Annotated in this window: 18 protein-coding genes; 15 read left to right on the forward strand and 3 right to left on the reverse strand. The window is 39.6% G+C overall.

Translation table 11 applies throughout. The annotated features are described in order from the left end of the window. Nucleotides 1–310 precede the first annotated feature (310 nt). From CVS81_RS00005 to CVS81_RS10090, 3 genes are all read left to right on the forward strand, one after another. Nucleotides 311–514 carry a hypothetical protein gene (locus CVS81_RS00005; protein ID WP_107964666.1) on the forward strand — a complete coding sequence of 68 codons (204 nt, stop codon included), beginning with the start codon at nt 311–313 and terminating at the stop codon, nt 512–514. Between the two features lie 131 nt (nt 515–645). Continuing rightward, nucleotides 646–1,143 (forward strand): DUF5309 family protein, encoded by a 498-nt coding sequence (locus CVS81_RS10085; protein ID WP_199907132.1) that lies wholly within the window; start codon nt 646–648, stop codon nt 1,141–1,143. Beyond that, entirely contained in the window at nt 1,097–1,456 is a 360-nt protein-coding gene (locus CVS81_RS10090; protein ID WP_199907133.1) for a DUF5309 family protein, read from the forward strand. The genes CVS81_RS10085 and CVS81_RS10090 overlap by 47 nt, the downstream gene beginning before the upstream one ends. A gap of 71 nt (nt 1,457–1,527) precedes the next feature. On the opposite strand, the gene CVS81_RS00015 is transcribed toward CVS81_RS10090, so the two are convergent. Continuing rightward, entirely contained in the window at nt 1,528–2,094 is a 567-nt protein-coding gene (locus CVS81_RS00015; protein ID WP_107964667.1) for a YcxB family protein, read from the reverse strand. A gap of 20 nt (nt 2,095–2,114) precedes the next feature. Continuing rightward, nucleotides 2,115–2,957, reverse strand: coding sequence for a DUF3737 family protein (locus CVS81_RS00020; protein ID WP_107964668.1), 843 nt, complete (start codon nt 2,955–2,957; stop codon nt 2,115–2,117). A gap of 123 nt (nt 2,958–3,080) precedes the next feature. Between CVS81_RS00020 and dcd the strand changes: the two genes are divergently transcribed. The 8 genes from dcd to CVS81_RS00060 all read left to right on the forward strand — a co-directional run bounded on the left by dcd (nt 3,081) and on the right by CVS81_RS00060 (nt 10,988). Continuing rightward, nucleotides 3,081–3,641, forward strand: coding sequence for a dCTP deaminase (gene dcd, locus CVS81_RS00025; RefSeq protein ID WP_021091674.1), 561 nt, complete (start codon nt 3,081–3,083; stop codon nt 3,639–3,641). Nucleotides 3,642–3,857: 216 nt separating this feature from the next. Next, nucleotides 3,858–4,853 (forward strand): UDP-N-acetylglucosamine 4,6-dehydratase (inverting), encoded by a 996-nt coding sequence (pseB, locus tag CVS81_RS00030; protein ID WP_002940035.1) that lies wholly within the window; start codon nt 3,858–3,860, stop codon nt 4,851–4,853. After that, nucleotides 4,850–5,962: a UDP-4-amino-4,6-dideoxy-N-acetyl-beta-L-altrosamine transaminase gene (gene pseC, locus CVS81_RS00035; RefSeq protein WP_107964669.1), complete on the forward strand. Its 1,113-nt coding sequence runs from the start codon at nt 4,850–4,852 to the stop codon at nt 5,960–5,962. The genes pseB and pseC overlap by 4 nt, the downstream gene beginning before the upstream one ends. 2 nt (nt 5,963–5,964) lie before the next feature. Then, nucleotides 5,965–6,642, forward strand: a complete 678-nt coding sequence (gene pseF, locus CVS81_RS00040; RefSeq protein ID WP_107964670.1) for a pseudaminic acid cytidylyltransferase — start codon at nt 5,965–5,967, stop codon at nt 6,640–6,642. After that, complete coding sequence (gene pseG, locus CVS81_RS00045; protein ID WP_107964671.1) at nt 6,643–7,515, forward strand: UDP-2,4-diacetamido-2,4,6-trideoxy-beta-L-altropyranose hydrolase; 873 nt, start codon at nt 6,643–6,645, stop codon at nt 7,513–7,515. Continuing rightward, nucleotides 7,500–7,958 (forward strand): UDP-4-amino-4,6-dideoxy-N-acetyl-beta-L-altrosamine N-acetyltransferase, encoded by a 459-nt coding sequence (gene pseH / locus CVS81_RS00050; protein WP_107964672.1) that lies wholly within the window; start codon nt 7,500–7,502, stop codon nt 7,956–7,958. The genes pseG and pseH overlap by 16 nt, the downstream gene beginning before the upstream one ends. A gap of 3 nt (nt 7,959–7,961) precedes the next feature. Next, on the forward strand, nt 7,962–8,990 hold the full coding sequence (gene pseI / locus CVS81_RS00055) for a pseudaminic acid synthase (protein ID WP_107964673.1): 1,029 nt from the start codon (nt 7,962–7,964) through the stop codon (nt 8,988–8,990). Nucleotides 8,991–8,999: 9 nt separating this feature from the next. Then, nucleotides 9,000–10,988 carry a motility associated factor glycosyltransferase family protein gene (locus CVS81_RS00060; RefSeq protein WP_107964674.1) on the forward strand — a complete coding sequence of 663 codons (1,989 nt, stop codon included), beginning with the start codon at nt 9,000–9,002 and terminating at the stop codon, nt 10,986–10,988. Between the two features lie 235 nt (nt 10,989–11,223). Here the strand turns inward: CVS81_RS00060 and CVS81_RS00065 are convergent, their stop codons facing one another. Beyond that, a complete protein-coding gene (locus CVS81_RS00065; protein WP_107964675.1) occupies nt 11,224–12,804 on the reverse strand; it encodes a flagellin B in 1,581 nt (526 codons plus the stop codon). Between the two features lie 202 nt (nt 12,805–13,006). Here CVS81_RS00065 and topA point away from each other — a divergent pair, with 202 nt between their 5' ends. From topA to crcB, 4 genes are all read left to right on the forward strand, one after another. Further along, complete coding sequence (gene topA, locus CVS81_RS00070; protein ID WP_107964676.1) at nt 13,007–15,121, forward strand: type I DNA topoisomerase; 2,115 nt, start codon at nt 13,007–13,009, stop codon at nt 15,119–15,121. A gap of 59 nt (nt 15,122–15,180) precedes the next feature. Next, nucleotides 15,181–15,900: a hypothetical protein gene (locus CVS81_RS00075; RefSeq protein ID WP_107964677.1), complete on the forward strand. Its 720-nt coding sequence runs from the start codon at nt 15,181–15,183 to the stop codon at nt 15,898–15,900. Nucleotides 15,901–16,694: 794 nt separating this feature from the next. Further along, nucleotides 16,695–17,534 (forward strand): biotin synthase, encoded by an 840-nt coding sequence (locus tag CVS81_RS00080; RefSeq protein WP_107964678.1) that lies wholly within the window; start codon nt 16,695–16,697, stop codon nt 17,532–17,534. After that, entirely contained in the window at nt 17,534–17,887 is a 354-nt protein-coding gene (gene crcB / locus CVS81_RS00085) for a fluoride efflux transporter CrcB (protein WP_103639556.1), read from the forward strand. Before CVS81_RS00080 ends, crcB begins: the two co-directional genes overlap by 1 nt. The last annotated feature ends 826 nt before the right edge of the window (nt 17,888–18,713 follow it).

The following is an 18,713-nucleotide window of genomic DNA, read 5'->3' on the forward strand; positions in this document are numbered from 1 at the left end:
AATTGTTGCTTCTTGTATAAGTGTAAAATATTAGTTTTTACTTTTTAATTAGGTTTTATTGATTAAATATAGTAAATTTTTTATATTTGTTTTTATGTTATTGGTTTGATTGTCTTTTTAAATTTATATTTCTATGCTGAGAAAAAGACATAGTTGTAAAATTTGAGCTGCTTTCGTTTAGTTCAAATGAGTGTGATAATGGATTAATCGCTTTAGAACAAAGTCTTTAGTTTGTAAACCATTGCAATTTTTAAAGAAAAGTTTTTGTACTTTTTTATTCTTTTACTCTAGTAAAAACTTAAAAGAGCCTATGAAGTTTGAAAACCCAAAGCTTAAACTACTTGATGCAATAGACACAAGTAGCGACAAGGTAGGCTTAGTTAAGAAAGTGTTATTAAATAAAGACATAAGCGACGGAATAAAAGCTAAAGCAGTAAATAGGCTAACTAAAAATAAAATTAGTCAAGGTGCAAAAACTAGCTATATATCTACCAAAAACTCCAAAAATAATTAAAAGCCCTATCTTTAGGGCTTACTCTCTTTTTTATAATCAAACAAAATTTATTCTTTTTTGCCAAAATTGGGTAGATTTGACACAGCGACAAATGATAAATTGCCATTAAATTGCATAAAAGGAGCAAAGAAATGGCAATAACTACAACTGGGTTTCAAGCCCCAGCTACAAAACGTGAAGGTTTAAAACCCTCAGTCTATGAAAACATAATCTTAATAGGTGCTGACGAGACGCCTATACTTAAACTAATTGGTACTTCAAGTGTTAAAGGTATAGAGCACTCCTCTCTAACTGACAGCTTAGCTGCCCCAAAGAAAAACGCACAGCTAGAGATTTCTGACTTTGATGATCAGATCAAATCAAGCGTGCAAAAAACTTCAAATGCAGTGCAAATTTTTACTTCAAACGTTAGTGTTTCAAGAAGTATGCAAGCAGTGGCTACTTACGGCGGTAAAGAGTTAGAGCGTGAGACTGCTAAAAGAGCAAAAGAGCATAAGTTAGATATGGAGTATGCTATCTTTGGTCTTGGTCGTGATGCTGACGCTAAAAAGAGTGTGTTTAAAGCACCGAGCGTTAGAACTGATGCAACAGCTGGAAGAAATGGCAGGACTATTTTATTTCTTGGCTAAAGGCTCAGCAGCGTTTGCAAGTGGTAAGCGTGGTAACGTTGTAGCATTTGATAGCTCAGGCGATTGGAAAGGCACTCCAGCAGCACTAACTGAAACTGTGCTATCTCAACTACTTCAAAATATTTGGGACGCAGGTACAACTCCAAAAGACGTGTTTATCGGTGCTGAGCCAAAGCCAACCATCAACAAAATAGTGTTTAGGCATCATTCTCTACGTCAATTAATTATTTTAATATTAAAATTTGTCACTGAAAGATTGATATTTGGCATCATTAAAGCAATAATATCTATATTTTTAGAGAATTTTGTTTGAATACAGCCAACAAATTTGCTGGCATGGCAAATTTGTATGGTTTTTAATTCAAAATATCCAAAAATATTTCACTAATTTTGACCTATCTTTTCTTTTAGAAATTCCAAAATTTCTTGTGATTTTTCATTTAGCGACTCTTTTGGGATCTGCAAGAAGCTGCCTTCTTTTAAGATCAAAGCTATAAAATCATCCGTTTCGCAAGTGCCAAGAAACGCACCATATGAAAAATGAACCGTGCTCGTTGTCGTGACAAACAAGACCTCATCATCATATATAACGATCTCTTGTTCGCGCTCAACATCGATTTTTGAGTAAATGGCTCTAGTAAATAAAACTGGTTTAATTATGGTTACATAAATATAGAGCAAGACTATGCCGACACAAAGAACAATGGCTAAATTTTTTGCCAAAAAAGAGACGTCGGTTATATCCAAAAAAACTGTTAAGTCGTTCTCAAAAACGTTAAAAAGCATAACTATAGCAACTCCGCATAGCGCAGCAAATGGCAGCTCGATCACTCTCATCAAAAATACAAATTTATTCTTCTTATAGACGACGCTTGAGACCTTGCGTAGTAGCTGTTTAAATTTAGCATCGTTTTTTATACTAAATTTCGCTCTAAATTTTTCATTTTGCATGTTATTTCTTTAAATTTTGCCTAAATTTCATCCGTGACTATCTCTATTTTGCTTACATCAACCAAGCTGCCATCTATGATGATCTCCTCTATCTTGCCAGCTCTTATGATGCCACTTTTTGGATTTTTCACACTTTTTATGCTACTTTTGGTGCTCACATCGACGCTTGAATACTCAAAAGCAAGGCTTGTGTCCATAAAAATGCAATCTTTCACGACCAAATTTTCCACGTAGCAAAGCGCTTGCAAGCTCTTTATTGTGCAGTTTATGAGCGTCACATTTTTTGCGTTCCATGCTAGGTATTCGCCTGAGATTAGGCAGTTTTGAGCGACCACGTTTTCGCAGTTCCAAAAGGCATCTTTTGAGATGAGCTTTGAGTTTGTGACGCGAAGATTTTTGCAGCTATCAAAGCAGTAGTTGCCGTCCAAGCTTAGCCCATCAACCTCCAAATTTTCGCTATTTGCCCCGAAGTAATCCCCTTTTGCAAAGACGTTTTTTATCTTCACGTCCCAGCATCCCCAAAGTGTCTCGGCAGCGTCTGAGAAATTTACATTTTCAAGTGAAATTTGCGAGCTTTTTCTAAAGCTTTTTGGCGCATTTATGAGCACGTCTTTAAAGCTTAAATTTGTGCTGTACCACATGCCAGCCCTTGCTAGAGGCTCCAAGTATCCGCCATTTAGCGTGATGTCGCTTGCGTACCAAAGTGGATATTTGTAGGCAAAAACGCACTCGTTTAGCTTTAAATTTGAGCTGTGTTTTAGCGGTGACTCGCCATCTTCAAATATGCAGTTAGTAAAATTTATCCCCTTTGCCCCAAACATCGCGCGTTCTCCAGTGAAAATTTCAGCGTTTCTCTCTTGCATTTTTGTCCTTTATTAAATTTTTCTTTCAAAATTATACTGATTTTCTTAAAATTTATTGCAAAATGCCATTAAATTTACTTTAAAGACGCAAAGCGTTATAATCGCCCCAAAAAAGGAGCAAAAATGGGTTTAAAATCAGACTCTTGGATAAGGAAAATGTCGGTTGAGAAAAATATGATCGTGCCATTTGCCGAGGAGCAAGTGGGTCGCGGCGTCGTTAGCTACGGCGTTTCTAGCTATGGCTATGATATCCGCGTGGGCGATGAGTTTAAAATTTTCACAAACATCGGCGGAACCGTCGTTGATCCAAAGAATTTTGATGAGAAAAATGTGGTTGATTTTAAAGGCGATGTCTGCATAGTGCCGCCAAATTCCTTTGCTTTAGCGCGCACGATCGAGTATTTTAACATGCCTGATAACGTGCTAGCGATCTGCCTTGGCAAGAGCACATACGCAAGGTGCGGTATTATCGTAAATGTCACACCTTTTGAGCCAGGATTTAAGGGGCATATCACGATAGAGATCTCAAACACGACGCCACTTCCTGCGAAAATCTACGCAAATGAGGGCATCGCGCAGGTGCTATTTATCGAGGGCGATGAGCCTTGCGAGGTGACTTATGCTGATAAAAATGGCAAATACCAAGCCCAAGAAGGCATCACGCTGCCTAGAATTTTGAAGTAATTTTCATGCCTTTGCGACTTTGCAAAGGCTAAATTTATCACCCACTTTTTATAAAAACCCTAAACAATAACGAAATTTTGACGAAATAGAAGCTAGAAAGAGCAGAGCTTTGATAAACAAATTTTAAATTTGGCACAGCTTTTGCTTAAAAATTTATAAAAAATAATTCAAATTAGCCATTTATAAATCAAAAAATGACTAGCAAAAAGGCGCAAAATGTTTAACAACAAATCGATATTGATCACCGGCGGAACAGGAAGTTTTGGTAAAAAGTACACCGAAATTTTGTTAAAAAAATATAAGCCAAAAAGGTTAGTTATATACTCACGCGACGAGTTAAAACAATACGAAATGGCTCAAGTTTTTAAAGACAAGGCTATGCGTTTTTTCATCGGCGACGTGAGGGACTATAAGCGCTTAAGAACTGCGATGAACGGCATAGACTATGTCATCCACGCAGCTGCGATGAAACACGTGCCAATCGCAGAATACAACCCAATGGAGTGCATCAAAACAAACATAGATGGCGCTCAAAACGTCATTGACGCCTCTTTGGAGTGTGGCGTTAGCAAAGTGATCGCACTCTCAACCGACAAAGCATGCAACCCTGTAAATTTATATGGAGCTACGAAGCTAGCAAGCGACAAGCTCTTTGTCGCTGCAAATAACATTGTTGGAGACAAAAAAACAAGATTTAGCGTCGTAAGATATGGAAATGTCGTCGGCTCTCGTGGATCAGTCGTACCGCTCTTTAAAAAGCTGATCGCACAAGGAGAAAAAGAGCTTCCTATCACGCATGAGAAGATGACTAGGTTTTGGATCACGCTTGAACAAGGCGTAAATTTCGTCCTTAAAAACTTTGAGAGGATGAAAGGCGGCGAAATTTTCATACCAAAGATCCCGTCAATGACGATGGTCGATCTCGCAAAAGCTCTTGCACCAGACCTTGGCGTCAAGATCATAGGCATTCGCCCAGGCGAAAAGATGCACGAGATGATGATCTCAAGAGATGACGCGCATCTTACATATGAATTTGATGATTACTACGTTATTAGTCCGTCTATCCAGTTTTTAACAGCGCAAGACTTCTCTACAAATGCTCTTCATCAAAAGGGCAAACCAGTTAGTGAGGACTTTGAATATAGCTCAAATACAAATAAAATTTGGCTCGATAGAGCAGGCCTTCTTGAGATGATAGGAGATGCTAAATGATCCCTTACAGCCGTCAGCAGATCACAGAAGAAGATATTAAGGTAGTAGCAGATGCGCTAAGAGACGACATCTTAACAGGTGGCCAAAAGGTTAGTAAATTTGAAGAGGAGCTGGCAAAGTATGTTGGCGTAAAGCACGTGATCGCTATGAACTCAGCCACTTCAGCCCTTCACGTAGCCTATCTTAGCCTTGGCGTAAAGGCTGGCGATGAAGTGATCACGACGCCTATTACCTTTGCAGCCACTGCAAATGCAGCTTTGATGGCAGGAGCGCAGGTCAAATTTTGCGACGTAAAAGCAAATGGTAACATTGATGAAGAGAAAATTCCAGCTCTAATCACTCCAAAAACAAAGGTGATAACTGCGGTTGATTACGGCGGTAACCCAGTGGAGCTAGATAAGATCATAAATTTAGCCAAAAAACACGGCATAAAAGTGATAGACGACGCCTCTCACGCCCTTAGTAGCGTGCAAAACGGCGTAAAAGTGGGCGTTAAGGCTGATATTAGCATATTTAGCTTTCATCCAGTAAAGCCTATCACCACACTTGAAGGCGGCGCGATTGCTACAAACGACGATGAGCTCGCAAGACTTGCAAGGCTTTATAGAAGCCACGGTATCGCTAAAACAAAGCTTTGGGATAGCGACATGAGCCTGCTTGGATATAACTACAGGATAACAGACGTAGCCTGCGCTTTGGGGCTTAGCCAGCTAAAAAGGCTGGACGGCTTTATCGCTAAAAGAAATGAGATAGCTAAATTTTATGATGAGAAATTTAGCGAATGTGAATATTTTAAAACTATAAAGATCCCAGCAAATACAACTAGCTCAAGGCACCTATATCCGGTGCTTTTGGATGAGAAATTTTGGGATAAAAAAGAACAAATTTTTGAAGCACTTTTGCAAAAAGGCGTTGGTGTGCAGGTGCATTACAAGCCAACATATAAATTTAGCTTTTATAAAGCGCTGCTTGGTGAAATTTCACTACCAAATGCGGAGAAATTTTATAGCGCCGAGCTTAGCATCCCATGTCATCATGGCATGAGCGTGGATGATGCTAAATTTGTTGCAAGCACGCTTTTTGACGTGCTAAAAAGCTTTAGCGAGTAAAAATGATCTGCATCATACCAGCAAGAGGCGGCAGTAAGAGAATACCTGGCAAAAACATAAAAGACTTTTTAGGCAAGCCTTTAATCGCATATAGCATTGAGGCTGCGCTAAATTCTAAAGTTTTTAGCGAAGTAATAGTAAGCACTGATGATGAAATGATCGCAAATGTGGCTAGAGAATTTGGAGCTAGCGTGCCATTTTTTAGAGATGCGAGCCTAAGCGATGACTACGCGACAAGCACTGACGTGATAAAAGACGCGATAAGACGCGTAAATTCTGGCTTTGACGTCTGCTGCCTTTATGCTACAGCACCACTCATAACGGCTGAAATTTTAAAAGAGGCTGCAAGCGAGTTTAAAAAAGATGAGTGTAAATTTCTATTTTCGGCCACTGCGTTTGATTTCCCTATACAAAGGGCGATAAAACTTGATGAAAACGCTAGAGTTAGCATGTTTTATCCGCAGTTTGAAAAGACGCGCTCGCAAGATCTTGAGCCTGCGTTTCATGACGCTGGGGCATTTTATTTTGGTAAAAAAGAGGCTTGGCTGGAGTGTAGTGCTTTGTTTGCGCCACACTCAAAGGCATATTTATTGCCAAGAAATTTAGTTTGCGATATCGACACGTTAGAGGATTTTGAGTTTGCTAAAAAGCTTTATTTGATAAATAATGGAAAGATCTGATTGAAAGAATTTAAAGGACCCCCCTTGCTAAAAACGCTCGTGCGCGCTGATAGTAGCAGCAAGATAGGGCATGGGCACATCAGGAGAGACCTTTTGCTTGCTAAAAAATTTAGCGACATCTCATTTGCATCTTTAAGGCTTGAAGGTGACATTTTTGATGAGATAAACTACCCTAAATTTAGCTTAACAAGTGGCGAGATAGATGAGCTTTGCGAACTTATAAAAGATAATAAATTTGAACTTCTCATCATCGATCACTACGGCTTTAGCTTTGAATATGAAAGAGCTATAAAAGAAAAAACTGGCGTTAAAATTTTATCATTTGATGACACTTACGAAAAACATTTTGCAGACTACATATTAAACGTAAATTTATATGCGCAAAAGGCAAGATATGAGGGGCTGGTAGAAAAAGGCTGTGAGGTATTTTGCGGGAGTGAGTTTTTGCTAGTTAGAGATGAGTTTTATGAAGAAGCGCAGGTAAAAAGGGAGAAAATTTACGACTACGCTATCATTCTTGGAGGCACTGATATCTCAGGGCTAAGTGCTAAAATTTCAGAAAAACTACTCTTAAAAGGGCTAAAAACAGCCGTCATAACAACTAGCGGAAATAAAAACTTAAGCGCACTAAAAGAGCTAGCTAGTAAAAACGAAAATTTTAGCCTTTTTGTAGATAGCAAAAACGTAGCAAAGCTCATGAATGAGGCCAAAATGCTCATCATAACAGCAAGTTCGCTTGTAAATGAGGCTTACGTTTTGGGAGCTAAATTTAAAGCCGTTTGCGTAGCGGATAATCAAAAAGAGATCTTTGCTTGGCTCAAAGAAAATGGGTATGAGGCTTACTGGGGAGATGAAATTTGCTTGAGCTTATAAATTTTACCTCGCTTAGTGGAGAGCAAAAACTGATGGTCTTAAAGTGGCGAAACGACGAGCGTATAGCCAAATTCATGAAAAACAAAAGCGTTGGCAAAGAGGAGCATTTTGCTTTTTTAGAGAGATTAAAGAGCATTCAAGATAAGATCTACTTTTTAGTAAAAGACGAGGGTGAATTTATCGGAGTGGTGAGCTTCGTTGATATAACGAAAGAGAGTTGCGAATTTGGCGTTTATAAAAACCCAGAGCTAAAAGGTGTGGGCAAAAAGCTGCTTGATCTCATAAAAGACTACGCTTTTTTTACATTAAAAGTTGGCTCGCTAAAGGCAAAAGCTTATAATAACAACGAAAAAGCGCTCTCACTTTATGAAAATTTTGGCTTTAATATCTACGCAAAAGATGATGAGTTTAGCTATCTTGAGCTTAAAAATGAAACGGACTAGCGGATGAAAATAGGAAATTTTGATACAGACAAAAAGGTCTTTATAATAGCAGAGCTCTCTGCTAATCACAGCGGTAGCCTAAAAACGGCGGTAGATACGATAAAGGCGGCTAAACGAGCTGGAGCTGACGCGATAAAGCTTCAGACATATACGCCTGATAGTTTGACTCTAAATTCGCACCTAGACGACTTTGTCATAAAGGGCGGACTTTGGGATGGGAGAAATTTATACGAGCTTTACCAAGAGGCACTAACGCCAAGAGAGTGGCATGTTGAGCTTTTTAAGGTGGCAAAAGAGGAGGGGCTTATTTGTTTTTCAAGTCCATTTTGCAAGGATGATGCCAACTTTTTAGAGCAGTTTAACCCACCAGCTTATAAGATCGCAAGCTTTGAAGTGACGGATTATGATTTTGTAGAGTTTGTAGCCAAAAAAGGTAGGCCCATCATCATCTCAACTGGCATAGCCTATGAAGAAGAGATAAGAGAGGTAGTGCAAATTTGCAAAAATGCAGGCAATAGCGACATCGCCCTTTTAAAATGCACTTCAAGCTATCCAGCGCCGCTAAATGGCATGAATTTACAAACGATAGCTGATATGAGAGAGAAATTTGGTGTTGAGGTTGGCTTTTCAGATCACACTTTAGGCGTGACAGCCCCAGTTGTTGCGGTTAGTTTGGGCGCCAGGATAGTTGAAAAACATTTTATACTTGATAAAAGCGTAAAAAGCGTTGATAGCGCATTTAGTCTTGATGAGAGCGAATTTGCTTTCATGACAAAGTGCGTTAGAGAGGCTGAGGAGCTTTTAGGCGTGGTAAACTACGAGCTAGATGAAAAAGCTGTTTTAAACAGGAGATTTTCACGCTCACTTTATGCAAGCGCAGATATAAAAAAAGGTGAAATTTTTAGCGAGCAAAATATAAGGAGTGTGCGCCCAGGATATGGTTTGCATCCTAAATTTCTAAAAGAGCTAGTTGGCAAAAAAGCAAAAAGAGATATAAAATTTAGTGAGAGATTAACAAAAGAGGATTTATAAGGAGGAAAAATGGCTATTAAATTTCATGATGGTGTCGTTGCGCCACAAGAAAAAAGTGAAGAGAGAGCAAAAGAATACGCCCAAACTGTCAATAAAATAGAAAATGCTGTTTTTAGAAATAACCTAAATGCGCTATTTTCTCAAGATGAGATTTTGGCTACTAGGCTTTTTTCTTTGGGGGAGCAAAAAAACTATGAAGTATTTATCGGCAAAGATCCGATCGATATAAATATAATAGACAAAAAAACTCTATCTTATGTTTATGAAAAGCCAGCTTCTGATATACAAAATATGCTTGAAGGGCTTGGCTCTCAGTGTAAGCGCTATCCAGTGATGTTTTTCTATGGACTTGGCAACGGAGTGTTTTACAAAGCTTTGCTTTATAACCAAACTCACCAGCATATTATTGTCGTCGAACCAGACCTTGAGATACTTTACATCACATTAAATTTAGTTGATCTATCAAAAGAGTTGCTTAGCGAAAGACTTATTATTTTCTATTCAGAGCTTACAACCTATTCGCAAATTTATCAGCTTATGATAGGTCAGGTTTATTCAGTATATGCAAAAACCTATAACTTTCATGTTCACACGCCTTTTTATGATAAATTTGCAGATGACTATAATAGAATTAATCAATATTTTGTAAGAGCCATTTCACAAGTCGTAGCATCACATGGAAATAGCGTAGATGACCTACTTCAAGGTGTTAGAAACAACACCGAAAACCTGCCTCAGCTGATAAAGGGCTATGTCTATCAAGACCTCATAAAAAAACGAAAAGGCCTTATGGATACGGCTGTGATAGTAGCTACTGGACCAAGCCTAGATAAACAGCTTGATACGCTTAAGAAATTTGCCCCTTATGTTACTGTTATTAGCCTAGATGCCTCTTTGCCGATACTTGCAAAGCACGGCATCAAGCCAGACTATGTTACGTCTATAGAAAGAGTTATAGAAACATCGAGCTTTTTTAAAAAGAGAAATGGAAATTTAGATAAGGATGCATACTTTATCGTAGCATCGCTAACACATCCTCAAAGCGTGAAAAACATCTTGCCAAGACGCTTAGTGCTTACGCTTCGCCCACAAGCCGAATGCTCTATGGGTTTAAACAAGCATGGCTATCTTGGCATAGGACTTAGCACGGCAAATCAGGCCTATCAACTAGCTTATGTGCTAGATCATAAAAATATAGTCTTGATAGGTCAAGACCTAGCCTTTGCACCAGATGGCAAAAGCCATGCAACAGGACATGCGTTTGCCCAGGCAGATGAAAATTTATACACTACAGCTTACGGCGGAGTAGGTGAGGTTAGGACGACTTATGTTTGGGATAAATTTAAAAACCAATACGAATCAGACATCGAGTCAACAAACAAAAAAGGCATAAAAAACTACAACTGCACAGAAGGCGGCGCTATGATAAAAGGCACCATAGAAAAGCCTTTTATTCAAGTTATGGAGGAGCTCACTCGTGGTAAAGAGCTAAAAAATTTACCTCACATTAGTTTTCCTAATGAAAAAACCATAAAAAAAGAGCTTTTGCAAGCCTATAAATTTATACAAACTAAGATCAAATTTGAAGAAGAGGTAAAACAAAAGCTTGAAGAGGTCTTTTTAGAAGTCACTCCAGATATAGACAAAATGATAGAGATAAGAGATAAAGGCGAGCTTGGCGAGAAGCATTTTAAGAAGTTATTATCTATAACAAAAAAGATAGATAAAGTTAAAGAATTTGTAGGAAGGCAAAAATATAGAAGATATATCGAATACATCTTGTCTATCTCTGTATATTACCAAGAGCTTGAGCTGGCTAAAATTTCAGTTGAGCCTAGTGATACGGCTATGCAAAAGGTAAATAAACTAGCAGAGTGGGTTGAGATGCATAAATATTGGCTATTTTCTCTAGCTGGTGGCTTAGATGCTGAGATACAAACTACAAAGAAAGCTAGTAAAAATTTACTTAAAGAAGTTAAAAAGCTTGGCTTGATATAAGCTGGGCTTTATATCATCCACACTCAAACTAGATAAATTTACTTAAGTCTTCAAAGTTTATGGCTTTGCGGACTTATCTTTCATAACATTATCTTAGATATATTTTGGTTTAAATTTAAAAAGCCCCAAAGTTAGGCTTTGAGGCTTGGGGGTTTGCGTATTGTAAAAGCATTAACACATTAAGGCTTTGCTACTGCAACAAAGCCTTATTCAAAACTTAATTTAACTAGCTACGTTATTGTAGTAGCTTCATTACGTTTTGCTGTACGCTGTTTGCTTGACTCATAGCATAAGCACCTGATTGAGCTAGGATGTTATGTTTTGAGAAGTTAGCAGACTCGCTAGCAAAGTCAACGTCTCTGATTTGAGACTCTGCTGATTTTACGTTAACTTGAGTTACAGTTATGTTATTAACTGTAGCTTGAAGTTGGTTTTGAACTGAACCAAGGTCTGAACGAATTTGGTCTAGTGTTTTTTGAGCTGACTCAGCGATACTCATAACAGCCATCGCACCAGTTAATGTCATAACACCAGCACTTTGGTTAGATGTCATAGCACCACTATTGTTCATTCTAGTAAAGCCCATAGCAGCAGCTAGAGTTTTATCTATCTGACCTTTGATCTCACGTAGTGAAACAGATGCTTGAGCACCACCGTTACTATTTGCCTTAGATGACATACTAAAGGCTACTGATAGACCGCCTAGTGTATTACCAGCGGCACCAGTGCTAACTTTGATATCACGACCATCAAGTTTAACTAGGTTTAGTCTTCCGATAAACATAGTAGATAGTGCTGCGCCCATTTTTACAAGGTCATCGCCTTTACCAGCATAACCAAAGATAGCAGACATATTGTTTGCAACCTTTGCTGTATTTGCTGTTGATTTAGCTTGTATAGCGCGGCCATCTACTGATGTAAGCACTAGCTTACCTTTGTCAAGCGAAGCTGTTACACCAGTTTGGTCTTTAACGGCATTGATAGCGTTTATAAGTGCGCCATTTTCGTCATTTGCTTTAACGCTGATGTCACCTATAATTACGCCATTTATTTCAAGATCTTTCATCTCACCAGCAGCGATAGCTTTACTGCCTTTCCATGTAACATCATAAGTAGCACGAACGCCAGTTTCGTTTGCAACTTTGTTGATGTTCTCTGCTAGAGCGCCTACGCCTTTACCAAGGCCAGTTGAGAGAGTAGCAGCTTGAACTTTTACGTTGTTTACACCATCTACGTTTACAAATGTAAGGCTGATCGCACCTGCTGCTGTTTTAGTAAGTAGTTTTGAGCTCTCAAAACGTGTAAGACCGATCTTGTCAGATGTAGTCGCACCAATACTTGCTTTAACAGTTTGGTTTGAGTAAGCACCTATTTGGAATTCTTTGTTAGAGAATGTTCCGTTTAGTAGTTGCTGACCGTTAAATGAAGTAGTGTTACCGATATTGTCAAGCTCTTCCATTAGACGAACGATATCAGCTTGCAATGCTTGGCGTGATTGAGTTGTTTGGCCGTCTTGAGCTGATTGAGTAGCTTTAGCTTTGATAGTGTCAAGAACTTTTAACTGCTCGTCCATAGCTTTGTCGGCAACTTGAATGATACCAATAGCATCATTACCATTTGCAATAGCTTGACCTAGAGCTGAAGCTTGGCTTCTTAAGCTATCTGCGATAGATAGACCTGAAGCGTCATCTGCAGCTGTTTGGATACGAAGACCTGAGCTAAGTTTGTTAAGTGACTTAGATAGGTCAGTGTTGTTGCTAACTGCGTTAGCGTGTGTGTTAAGTGCGTTTACGTTTGTGTTAATACGAAAACTCATTGTAAATCCTTTTATGTTTTAAGTTACGACTTCATGTCGCACGAAAACTATATCGATCGGTTTTTAAAAAAGTTTAGAGTTATGCATAAAAATTTTTTATAAAAAACAAAAATTGCGCTCCATCTAAAAATTTTTTGCATGTTACACTCTAAAAAATTATTTCTGCTACAATTACGCCAAAAAATTTAAAGGCTATATATAAATGAAAAGCTTAATCATCGTGGAATCTCCCGCAAAAGCAAAGACTATCAAAAATTTCTTAGACAAAAGCTACAACGTCATCGCCTCAAAAGGACACATCAGAGACCTGCCAAAAACTAGCTTTGGCATCAAGATAGAGGACGATAAATTTACCCCAGAGTATCGCATCAGTAGCGACCACTCCGCCATCGTAAAAGAGATAAAAGAGCTTGCTAAAGGTGCAGATGAAATTTACCTCGCGACCGATGAGGATAGAGAGGGTGAGGCGATCGCGTTTCACATCGCAAATGCCATCGGCAAGGAGCCAACCAGCCTGCCTCGCATCGTCTTTCACGAGATCACCAAAAGCGCCATACAAAACGCTCTAAAAAGCCCAAGACACGTCGATATGAACAGCGTCAATGCCCAGCAAACAAGGCGCTTGCTTGACCGCATAGTTGGCTACAAGCTAAGCCCGCTTTTAAATTTAAAGATACAAAAAGGCTTAAGTGCTGGACGTGTGCAAAGTGCAGCGCTAAAAATAATAGTCGATCGCGAGCGTGAAATTCAGGCATTCAAACCAGTTGAATACTACACTATCGACACCGTTTTTAAAAAAGATCTAGACGCCGAGCTAGTTAAATTTGAAAACCAAAAGATCGAAAAGCTCACTATCAAAAATCCAGACCGCGCAAAATATATCATTGAAAATTTACAAAATGAGAAATTTAGCGTCCGTGAGATCGAGAGCAAGGATAGAAATATCCAGCCAAGCCCGCCATTTATGACCTCAACACTTCAGCAAAGTGCGAGCAACCGCCTTGGCTTTAGCCCTAAAAAAACGATGATGATCGCGCAAAGCCTCTATGAGGGCGTGCAAACAAACGAGGGCTTCATGGGTGCGATCACTTACATGAGAACGGACAGCTTAAATTTAGCCAAAGAGGCCGTCGCAGCCGCTAGAGAGCACATCCTGCAAAACTACGGCAAAGAGTATCTGCCAGCCAAAGCGATCAGCTACACGACAAGCTCAAAAGGCGCGCAAGAAGCCCACGAAGCGATCCGCCCTACAAATTTAAACTTCACACCGCAAATCGCGGCTAAATTTTTAGAAAAAGATGCGCTAAAACTCTACACGCTCATCTACAATAGATTTTTAGCCTGCCAAATGAGCGCATGTGTAAGCCAAACGCAAAACGTCTATGTCGCAAGCGAAAAAGGCGAGTTTAAGATAAGCGGCAGAAAAGTGCTATTTGACGGCTTTTACAAGGTTTATGGCGAGCTTGATAAGGATAAAATTTTGCCAAATTTAAAAAAGGGCGACGAGATGAGTTTGCAAAGCATAAAAAGCACGCAAAACTTCACCGAGCCACCAGCTAGGTACTCTGAAGCTGGCCTTGTTAAAAAGCTAGAAAGCCTAGGCATCGGCCGCCCAAGCACCTACGCACCGACCATCTCGCTGCTAACATCAAGAGACTACGTGAGGATCGAGAAAAAGCAACTCATACCAAACGAGATCGCATTTAGCATGATAGGCGTTTTGGAGGAGCACTTTAGCAACATCGTCGATAGCGAATTTACCTCACATCTTGAAGAAAAGCTCGATGAGATCGCGCTTGACAAGGCTGACTGGCAAAAGGTGCTAAGCGACTTTTACTATCCATTTATGGAAAAAATAAGCGCTGGCAAAACTGGCATAAAAAGCTTAAAAACAGCCACTCCGATCGGTGAGAAGTGCCCAGAGTGCGGAAGCGAGCTAGTGCTTAGAAAGGGCAGATACGGTGAGTTTATCGCTTGTTCAAATTTCCCAAAATGCAAATACTCAAGAAACGTCGCAAAAGATAATGAAAAGAGCGCAGAAACTGGCACCACAACGGCAGCCAAGCCAAAACGCGAGCTTAAAAAGCTTGACGTGCCATGTCCAAAATGTGGTGGCGAGATCGTTGAGAGATTTAGCAGACGTGGTAAATTTTATGGATGTGCCAACTATCCAAAATGCGACTTCATCTCAAACTACGAGCCAGTCGCGCAAAAATGCGATGAGTGCGGCGGAGATATGATCAAAAAAGAGCTTAAAAAAGGCACATTTATAGAGTGCACAAAGTGCAAGAAAAAGACGTTAGTTTCTGAAAACTAAAACTTTTGGCCAAATTTGAGCTTTTGAGCCTAAATTTGGCTTATAAATTTGGACTTTAAATGCCTGACACCATTGTAGAAGTTAGCCAGTATAAAGGACAAAAGAGCCTTGTGATAAACTGCACGCAGCTAGGAGATAGCTTCACGCCGCAGTATAAAACCGCCAAGCAAAAAAGAGCGGTGCTTGATGAGTGGTGCGACTTTTTAAGAAGCGAGCAGGAGGCATTTGATGAGCTTAACTTTTGCACCAAAATGCCTCAAGAGCTCTTTGATGCGGTGTGCTGCCAAAGAAATTTAAAAAGTCTTTATATCAAATGGGGCTCGTATGAGAGCCTTGATGCGCTAGCAAATCTTTCTAGTCTAAAGAGCCTTTTTGTAGGCTCAGGAGCTAGCGTAAAAAGCATAGCTCCGATCGCTAAACTTACCGGGCTTGAAAGCCTTGCAGTGGAGAATTTTCAAAAGATAAGTGACTACTCTGCGCTTTTAAATTTGCAAAATTTAAAGAGCCTAGAGATCAGTGGCGACGGACTTTCGCCTAAATTTATCCACATCGAAAGCTTAGAGTTTTTACGCCAGATGCCCGGACTAACCAGCCTTGTGATATTAACGGCTAGGCTAAAAAGCAAGGACTACTCGCCTATCTTATCTCTAAAATCCCTCACCCACCTAAGCCTGCCGCCACAGCACGCACTTTTTGGACTTTTTGACGAACTTAGCGCTTTGCCAAATTTAAGAACTGGTCTTTTAAAAGAGAGAGCGGAAATTTATGAGAAAAAGTGATGCTGTAAATTTAAATTTTTCACATAGTTTTATTTCAAAGAGCAAATTTTAAAATTTCATTCATCCTTAAGAATTAACTAGTAAAATTTGGCTTCGCTCACCGCTTAGCTCAAATTTTAGAGCCGAAATTGCTCACTCATGAAATTTTAAAATTTGCTGGAATTTAACAAAAACGCATGCGGCACGATAGTGCTTATCGCATGCACCTTGAACGTGCGAGGGGATTGTGGGATCTAAAGGGAGATAATGGGACGGCTTCGTAACTTGAGTCCCCTTGTCTCCCCCTTAAAAAACAAAACTTTAAATTTCTAAAAACTTTAATTTACAAATTTTAAAATTTGCTCGCACATAAATTTTTAAATTCGCTTGAACCTTTTTTATAAAATTAATTTTTTTGGTTCGTAGTGACAAATTTTAAACTTTCATTCACTCGCAAGAATTGACTACTGATTTTAGGTCTCGCAAAGCTTGCCACTAAAATTAGAGCCGAAATTACTCGTTAATGAAATTTTAAAATTTGCGCGAGTTTATCTGGCGTAAAAAAACACATGCGGCACGATAGTGCTATCGCATGCACTTCTAACGTCGTCGGGGGCTTTACTTCGACTTCGTCTCGTAACTGCAAGCAGACAGGGGATTGTTAAGGGGGAAGGGAGCGACTTTGTAATTCAAGCCTCTTCCCCCTTAATAAGGGAATAAACATTTAAATTTACCTATTTCTCGTAAATTCTAGACGATCATACTTAAATTTTAAACCTACCAAAGCTATAATACGCCCCAAAAAAGGATAAAAAATGAAAACAATTATGCTTTGTGCGATATGCTCCGTCATACAGGGAAACTGCGGCGAAGACTGCGCTTATTGCACGCAAAGTGCCAAAGCTGGCGCTGATATTACGAAATTTAAAGAAAAAAGCGTGCAGCAGGTGGTGGACGAGGCCAAAATGGCATATAAAAACCACGCTCTTGGCTTTTGTTTAGTCACAAGTGGCGCAAGGTTAAATGACAAAAAGACCGACTATATCGCATCTTTAGCAAGAGCTGTGCATAAAGAAGTGCCAAATTTGATGCTCATCGCATGTAACGGCATGGCGACTTACGAGCAGCTTTGTGAGCTCAAAAATGCTGGCGTTTTTAGCTACAACCACAACCTAGAAACAAGCCGCGAATATTTCTCAAAAATCTGCACAACGCACTCTTGGGACGAGAGATATCAGACAAATTTAGACGCAAAAAGGGCTGGGCTCATGCTTTGCACTGGCGGCATTTACGGCGTTGGTGAGAGCGAGGCCGACAGGGTGAGCTTTAGAGCCAGCCTAAAAGAGCTTGAGCCGTTTTCGTCGCCTATAAATTTTTTCATAAAAAGTGACGCTCTAAGGCTTGATCAGCCGCCTCTTAGCGCGGATGAAGCCCTAAAAATCGTGCGTGAGACCAAAAGCGCGCTGCCAGAAACTAGGGTCATGATAGCTGGCGGCAGGGAGAAGATATTGGGCGAGAGGCAGTACAAGATCTTCGAAAATGGCGCAGATGCGATCGTGATAGGCGACTACCTCACCGCAAAGGGCGAGAAGGCGAGCAAGGACATCGAGGAGCTTACAAAGCGCGGTTTTAGCTTCGCAAGCATCTGCCACTAATGCTTGTAAATTTACTTTTTGCAGGGCTTGGAGGCTTTATCGGAGCTGGATGCAGGTTTTTAGCCGGCGAGCTGCTAAAATTTAGCCACTTTCCGCTAGCCACGCTTGGCGTAAATGTGCTTGGCAGCTTCATTATCGGCGTATTATTTTGCCTAAATTTAAGCCAAAGCGTGAGAGTGTTCTTAGTCGTTGGCATACTTGGCGGCTTTACCACGTTTTCAAGCTTTAGCCTTGATAGCGTTAAATTTTTACTAGAAGGCGAACTCGTAAAAGGCTTTTTAAATATATTTTTAAACCTTAGTCTTTGCCTACTTGCAAGCTATCTTGGCATTTTACTTGGTAAAAATTTATGATGTTTTTAAGGTGTTTAATAAAGTAACTTTATCTATGTCATTTTGCAAATTTTAAAACTTTCATTCACTCGCAAGAATTGACTACTAAAATTTGGCTTCGCTTATAACTTAGCTCAAATTTGCATCTTTAGGCAAATTTTAAAACTTTACTCACTCGCCTTAGCAGACTACTAAATTTAGGGCTCATAACTATTCGCCACTAAATTTAGAAGCGTGATATGCTCGCTCATAAAATTTTAAAATTTATCCTAAGCTTGTCTGACTTAATAAATAAAATTTGCCAGAGTTTTTAACACATGCGGCACGATAGTGCTATCGCATGCACCTCTAACGTGCGAGGGTTTTTACTCGGGCTTCGTTTCGTAACTGCAAGCAGACGTGGATTTAAAAAGGTGAATAAGGGGACGGACTTCGTGCCTGCCCTGCAGTTGCGAGCTTGCGAAGCGAAATTCAAGTCCCCTTGTCTCCCTTTCAAATAAAAAGAAATTTACAAATTTAATCAAGCTGTCTTTGCAAATTTTAAACTTTCATTCACTCGCAAGAATTGATTACTAAAATTTTGCTTCGCTTATAGCTTAGCTCAAATTTTAGAGCCGAAATTACTCGCTCATGAAATTTTAAAATTTGTTAGAAATTTCTTAAAAGCAAACCGCATGCAATGCGCCAGCATCACTGCATGCCACTTCTAACGTTGTCGGGGTTAGGGGATTGTTAAGGGGGAAGGGAGCTCTTTTGCTTCGCAGGGCTCGCAACTGCAAGCAGACCGTAATTCAAGCTTCTTCCCCCTTAACAAAGAAACAAAACTTTAAATTTCTAAAAAGCTATT

Origin of the sequence: Campylobacter concisus, from assembly GCF_003049065.1 — a bacterium.
Lineage (GTDB): Bacteria > Campylobacterota > Campylobacteria > Campylobacterales > Campylobacteraceae > Campylobacter_A > Campylobacter_A concisus_BE.

What these genes read in the sequence shown, in the direction of transcription:
- dcd (WP_021091674.1), top strand. Translation starts at nt 3,081, where the DNA reads ATGGGTTTAAAATCAGACTCTTGGATAAGGAAAATGTCGGTTGAGAAA.
- pseC (WP_107964669.1), top strand. Translation starts at nt 4,850, where the DNA reads ATGATCCCTTACAGCCGTCAGCAGATCACAGAAGAAGATATTAAGGTA.
- CVS81_RS00015 (WP_107964667.1), bottom strand. Translation starts at nt 2,094, where the DNA reads ATGCAAAATGAAAAATTTAGAGCGAAATTTAGTATAAAAAACGATGCT.
- CVS81_RS00075 (WP_107964677.1), top strand. Translation starts at nt 15,181, where the DNA reads ATGCCTGACACCATTGTAGAAGTTAGCCAGTATAAAGGACAAAAGAGC.
- pseB (WP_002940035.1), top strand. Translation starts at nt 3,858, where the DNA reads ATGTTTAACAACAAATCGATATTGATCACCGGCGGAACAGGAAGTTTT.
- CVS81_RS10085 (WP_199907132.1), top strand. Translation starts at nt 646, where the DNA reads ATGGCAATAACTACAACTGGGTTTCAAGCCCCAGCTACAAAACGTGAA.
- CVS81_RS00080 (WP_107964678.1), top strand. Translation starts at nt 16,695, where the DNA reads ATGAAAACAATTATGCTTTGTGCGATATGCTCCGTCATACAGGGAAAC.
- CVS81_RS00065 (WP_107964675.1), bottom strand. Translation starts at nt 12,804, where the DNA reads ATGAGTTTTCGTATTAACACAAACGTAAACGCACTTAACACACACGCT.
- pseI (WP_107964673.1), top strand. Translation starts at nt 7,962, where the DNA reads ATGAAAATAGGAAATTTTGATACAGACAAAAAGGTCTTTATAATAGCA.
- pseF (WP_107964670.1), top strand. Translation starts at nt 5,965, where the DNA reads ATGATCTGCATCATACCAGCAAGAGGCGGCAGTAAGAGAATACCTGGC.
- CVS81_RS00005 (WP_107964666.1), top strand. Translation starts at nt 311, where the DNA reads ATGAAGTTTGAAAACCCAAAGCTTAAACTACTTGATGCAATAGACACA.
- CVS81_RS10090 (WP_199907133.1), top strand. Translation starts at nt 1,097, where the DNA reads ATGCAACAGCTGGAAGAAATGGCAGGACTATTTTATTTCTTGGCTAAA.
- topA (WP_107964676.1), top strand. Translation starts at nt 13,007, where the DNA reads ATGAAAAGCTTAATCATCGTGGAATCTCCCGCAAAAGCAAAGACTATC.
- CVS81_RS00060 (WP_107964674.1), top strand. Translation starts at nt 9,000, where the DNA reads ATGGCTATTAAATTTCATGATGGTGTCGTTGCGCCACAAGAAAAAAGT.
- CVS81_RS00020 (WP_107964668.1), bottom strand. Translation starts at nt 2,957, where the DNA reads ATGCAAGAGAGAAACGCTGAAATTTTCACTGGAGAACGCGCGATGTTT.
- crcB (WP_103639556.1), top strand. Translation starts at nt 17,534, where the DNA reads ATGCTTGTAAATTTACTTTTTGCAGGGCTTGGAGGCTTTATCGGAGCT.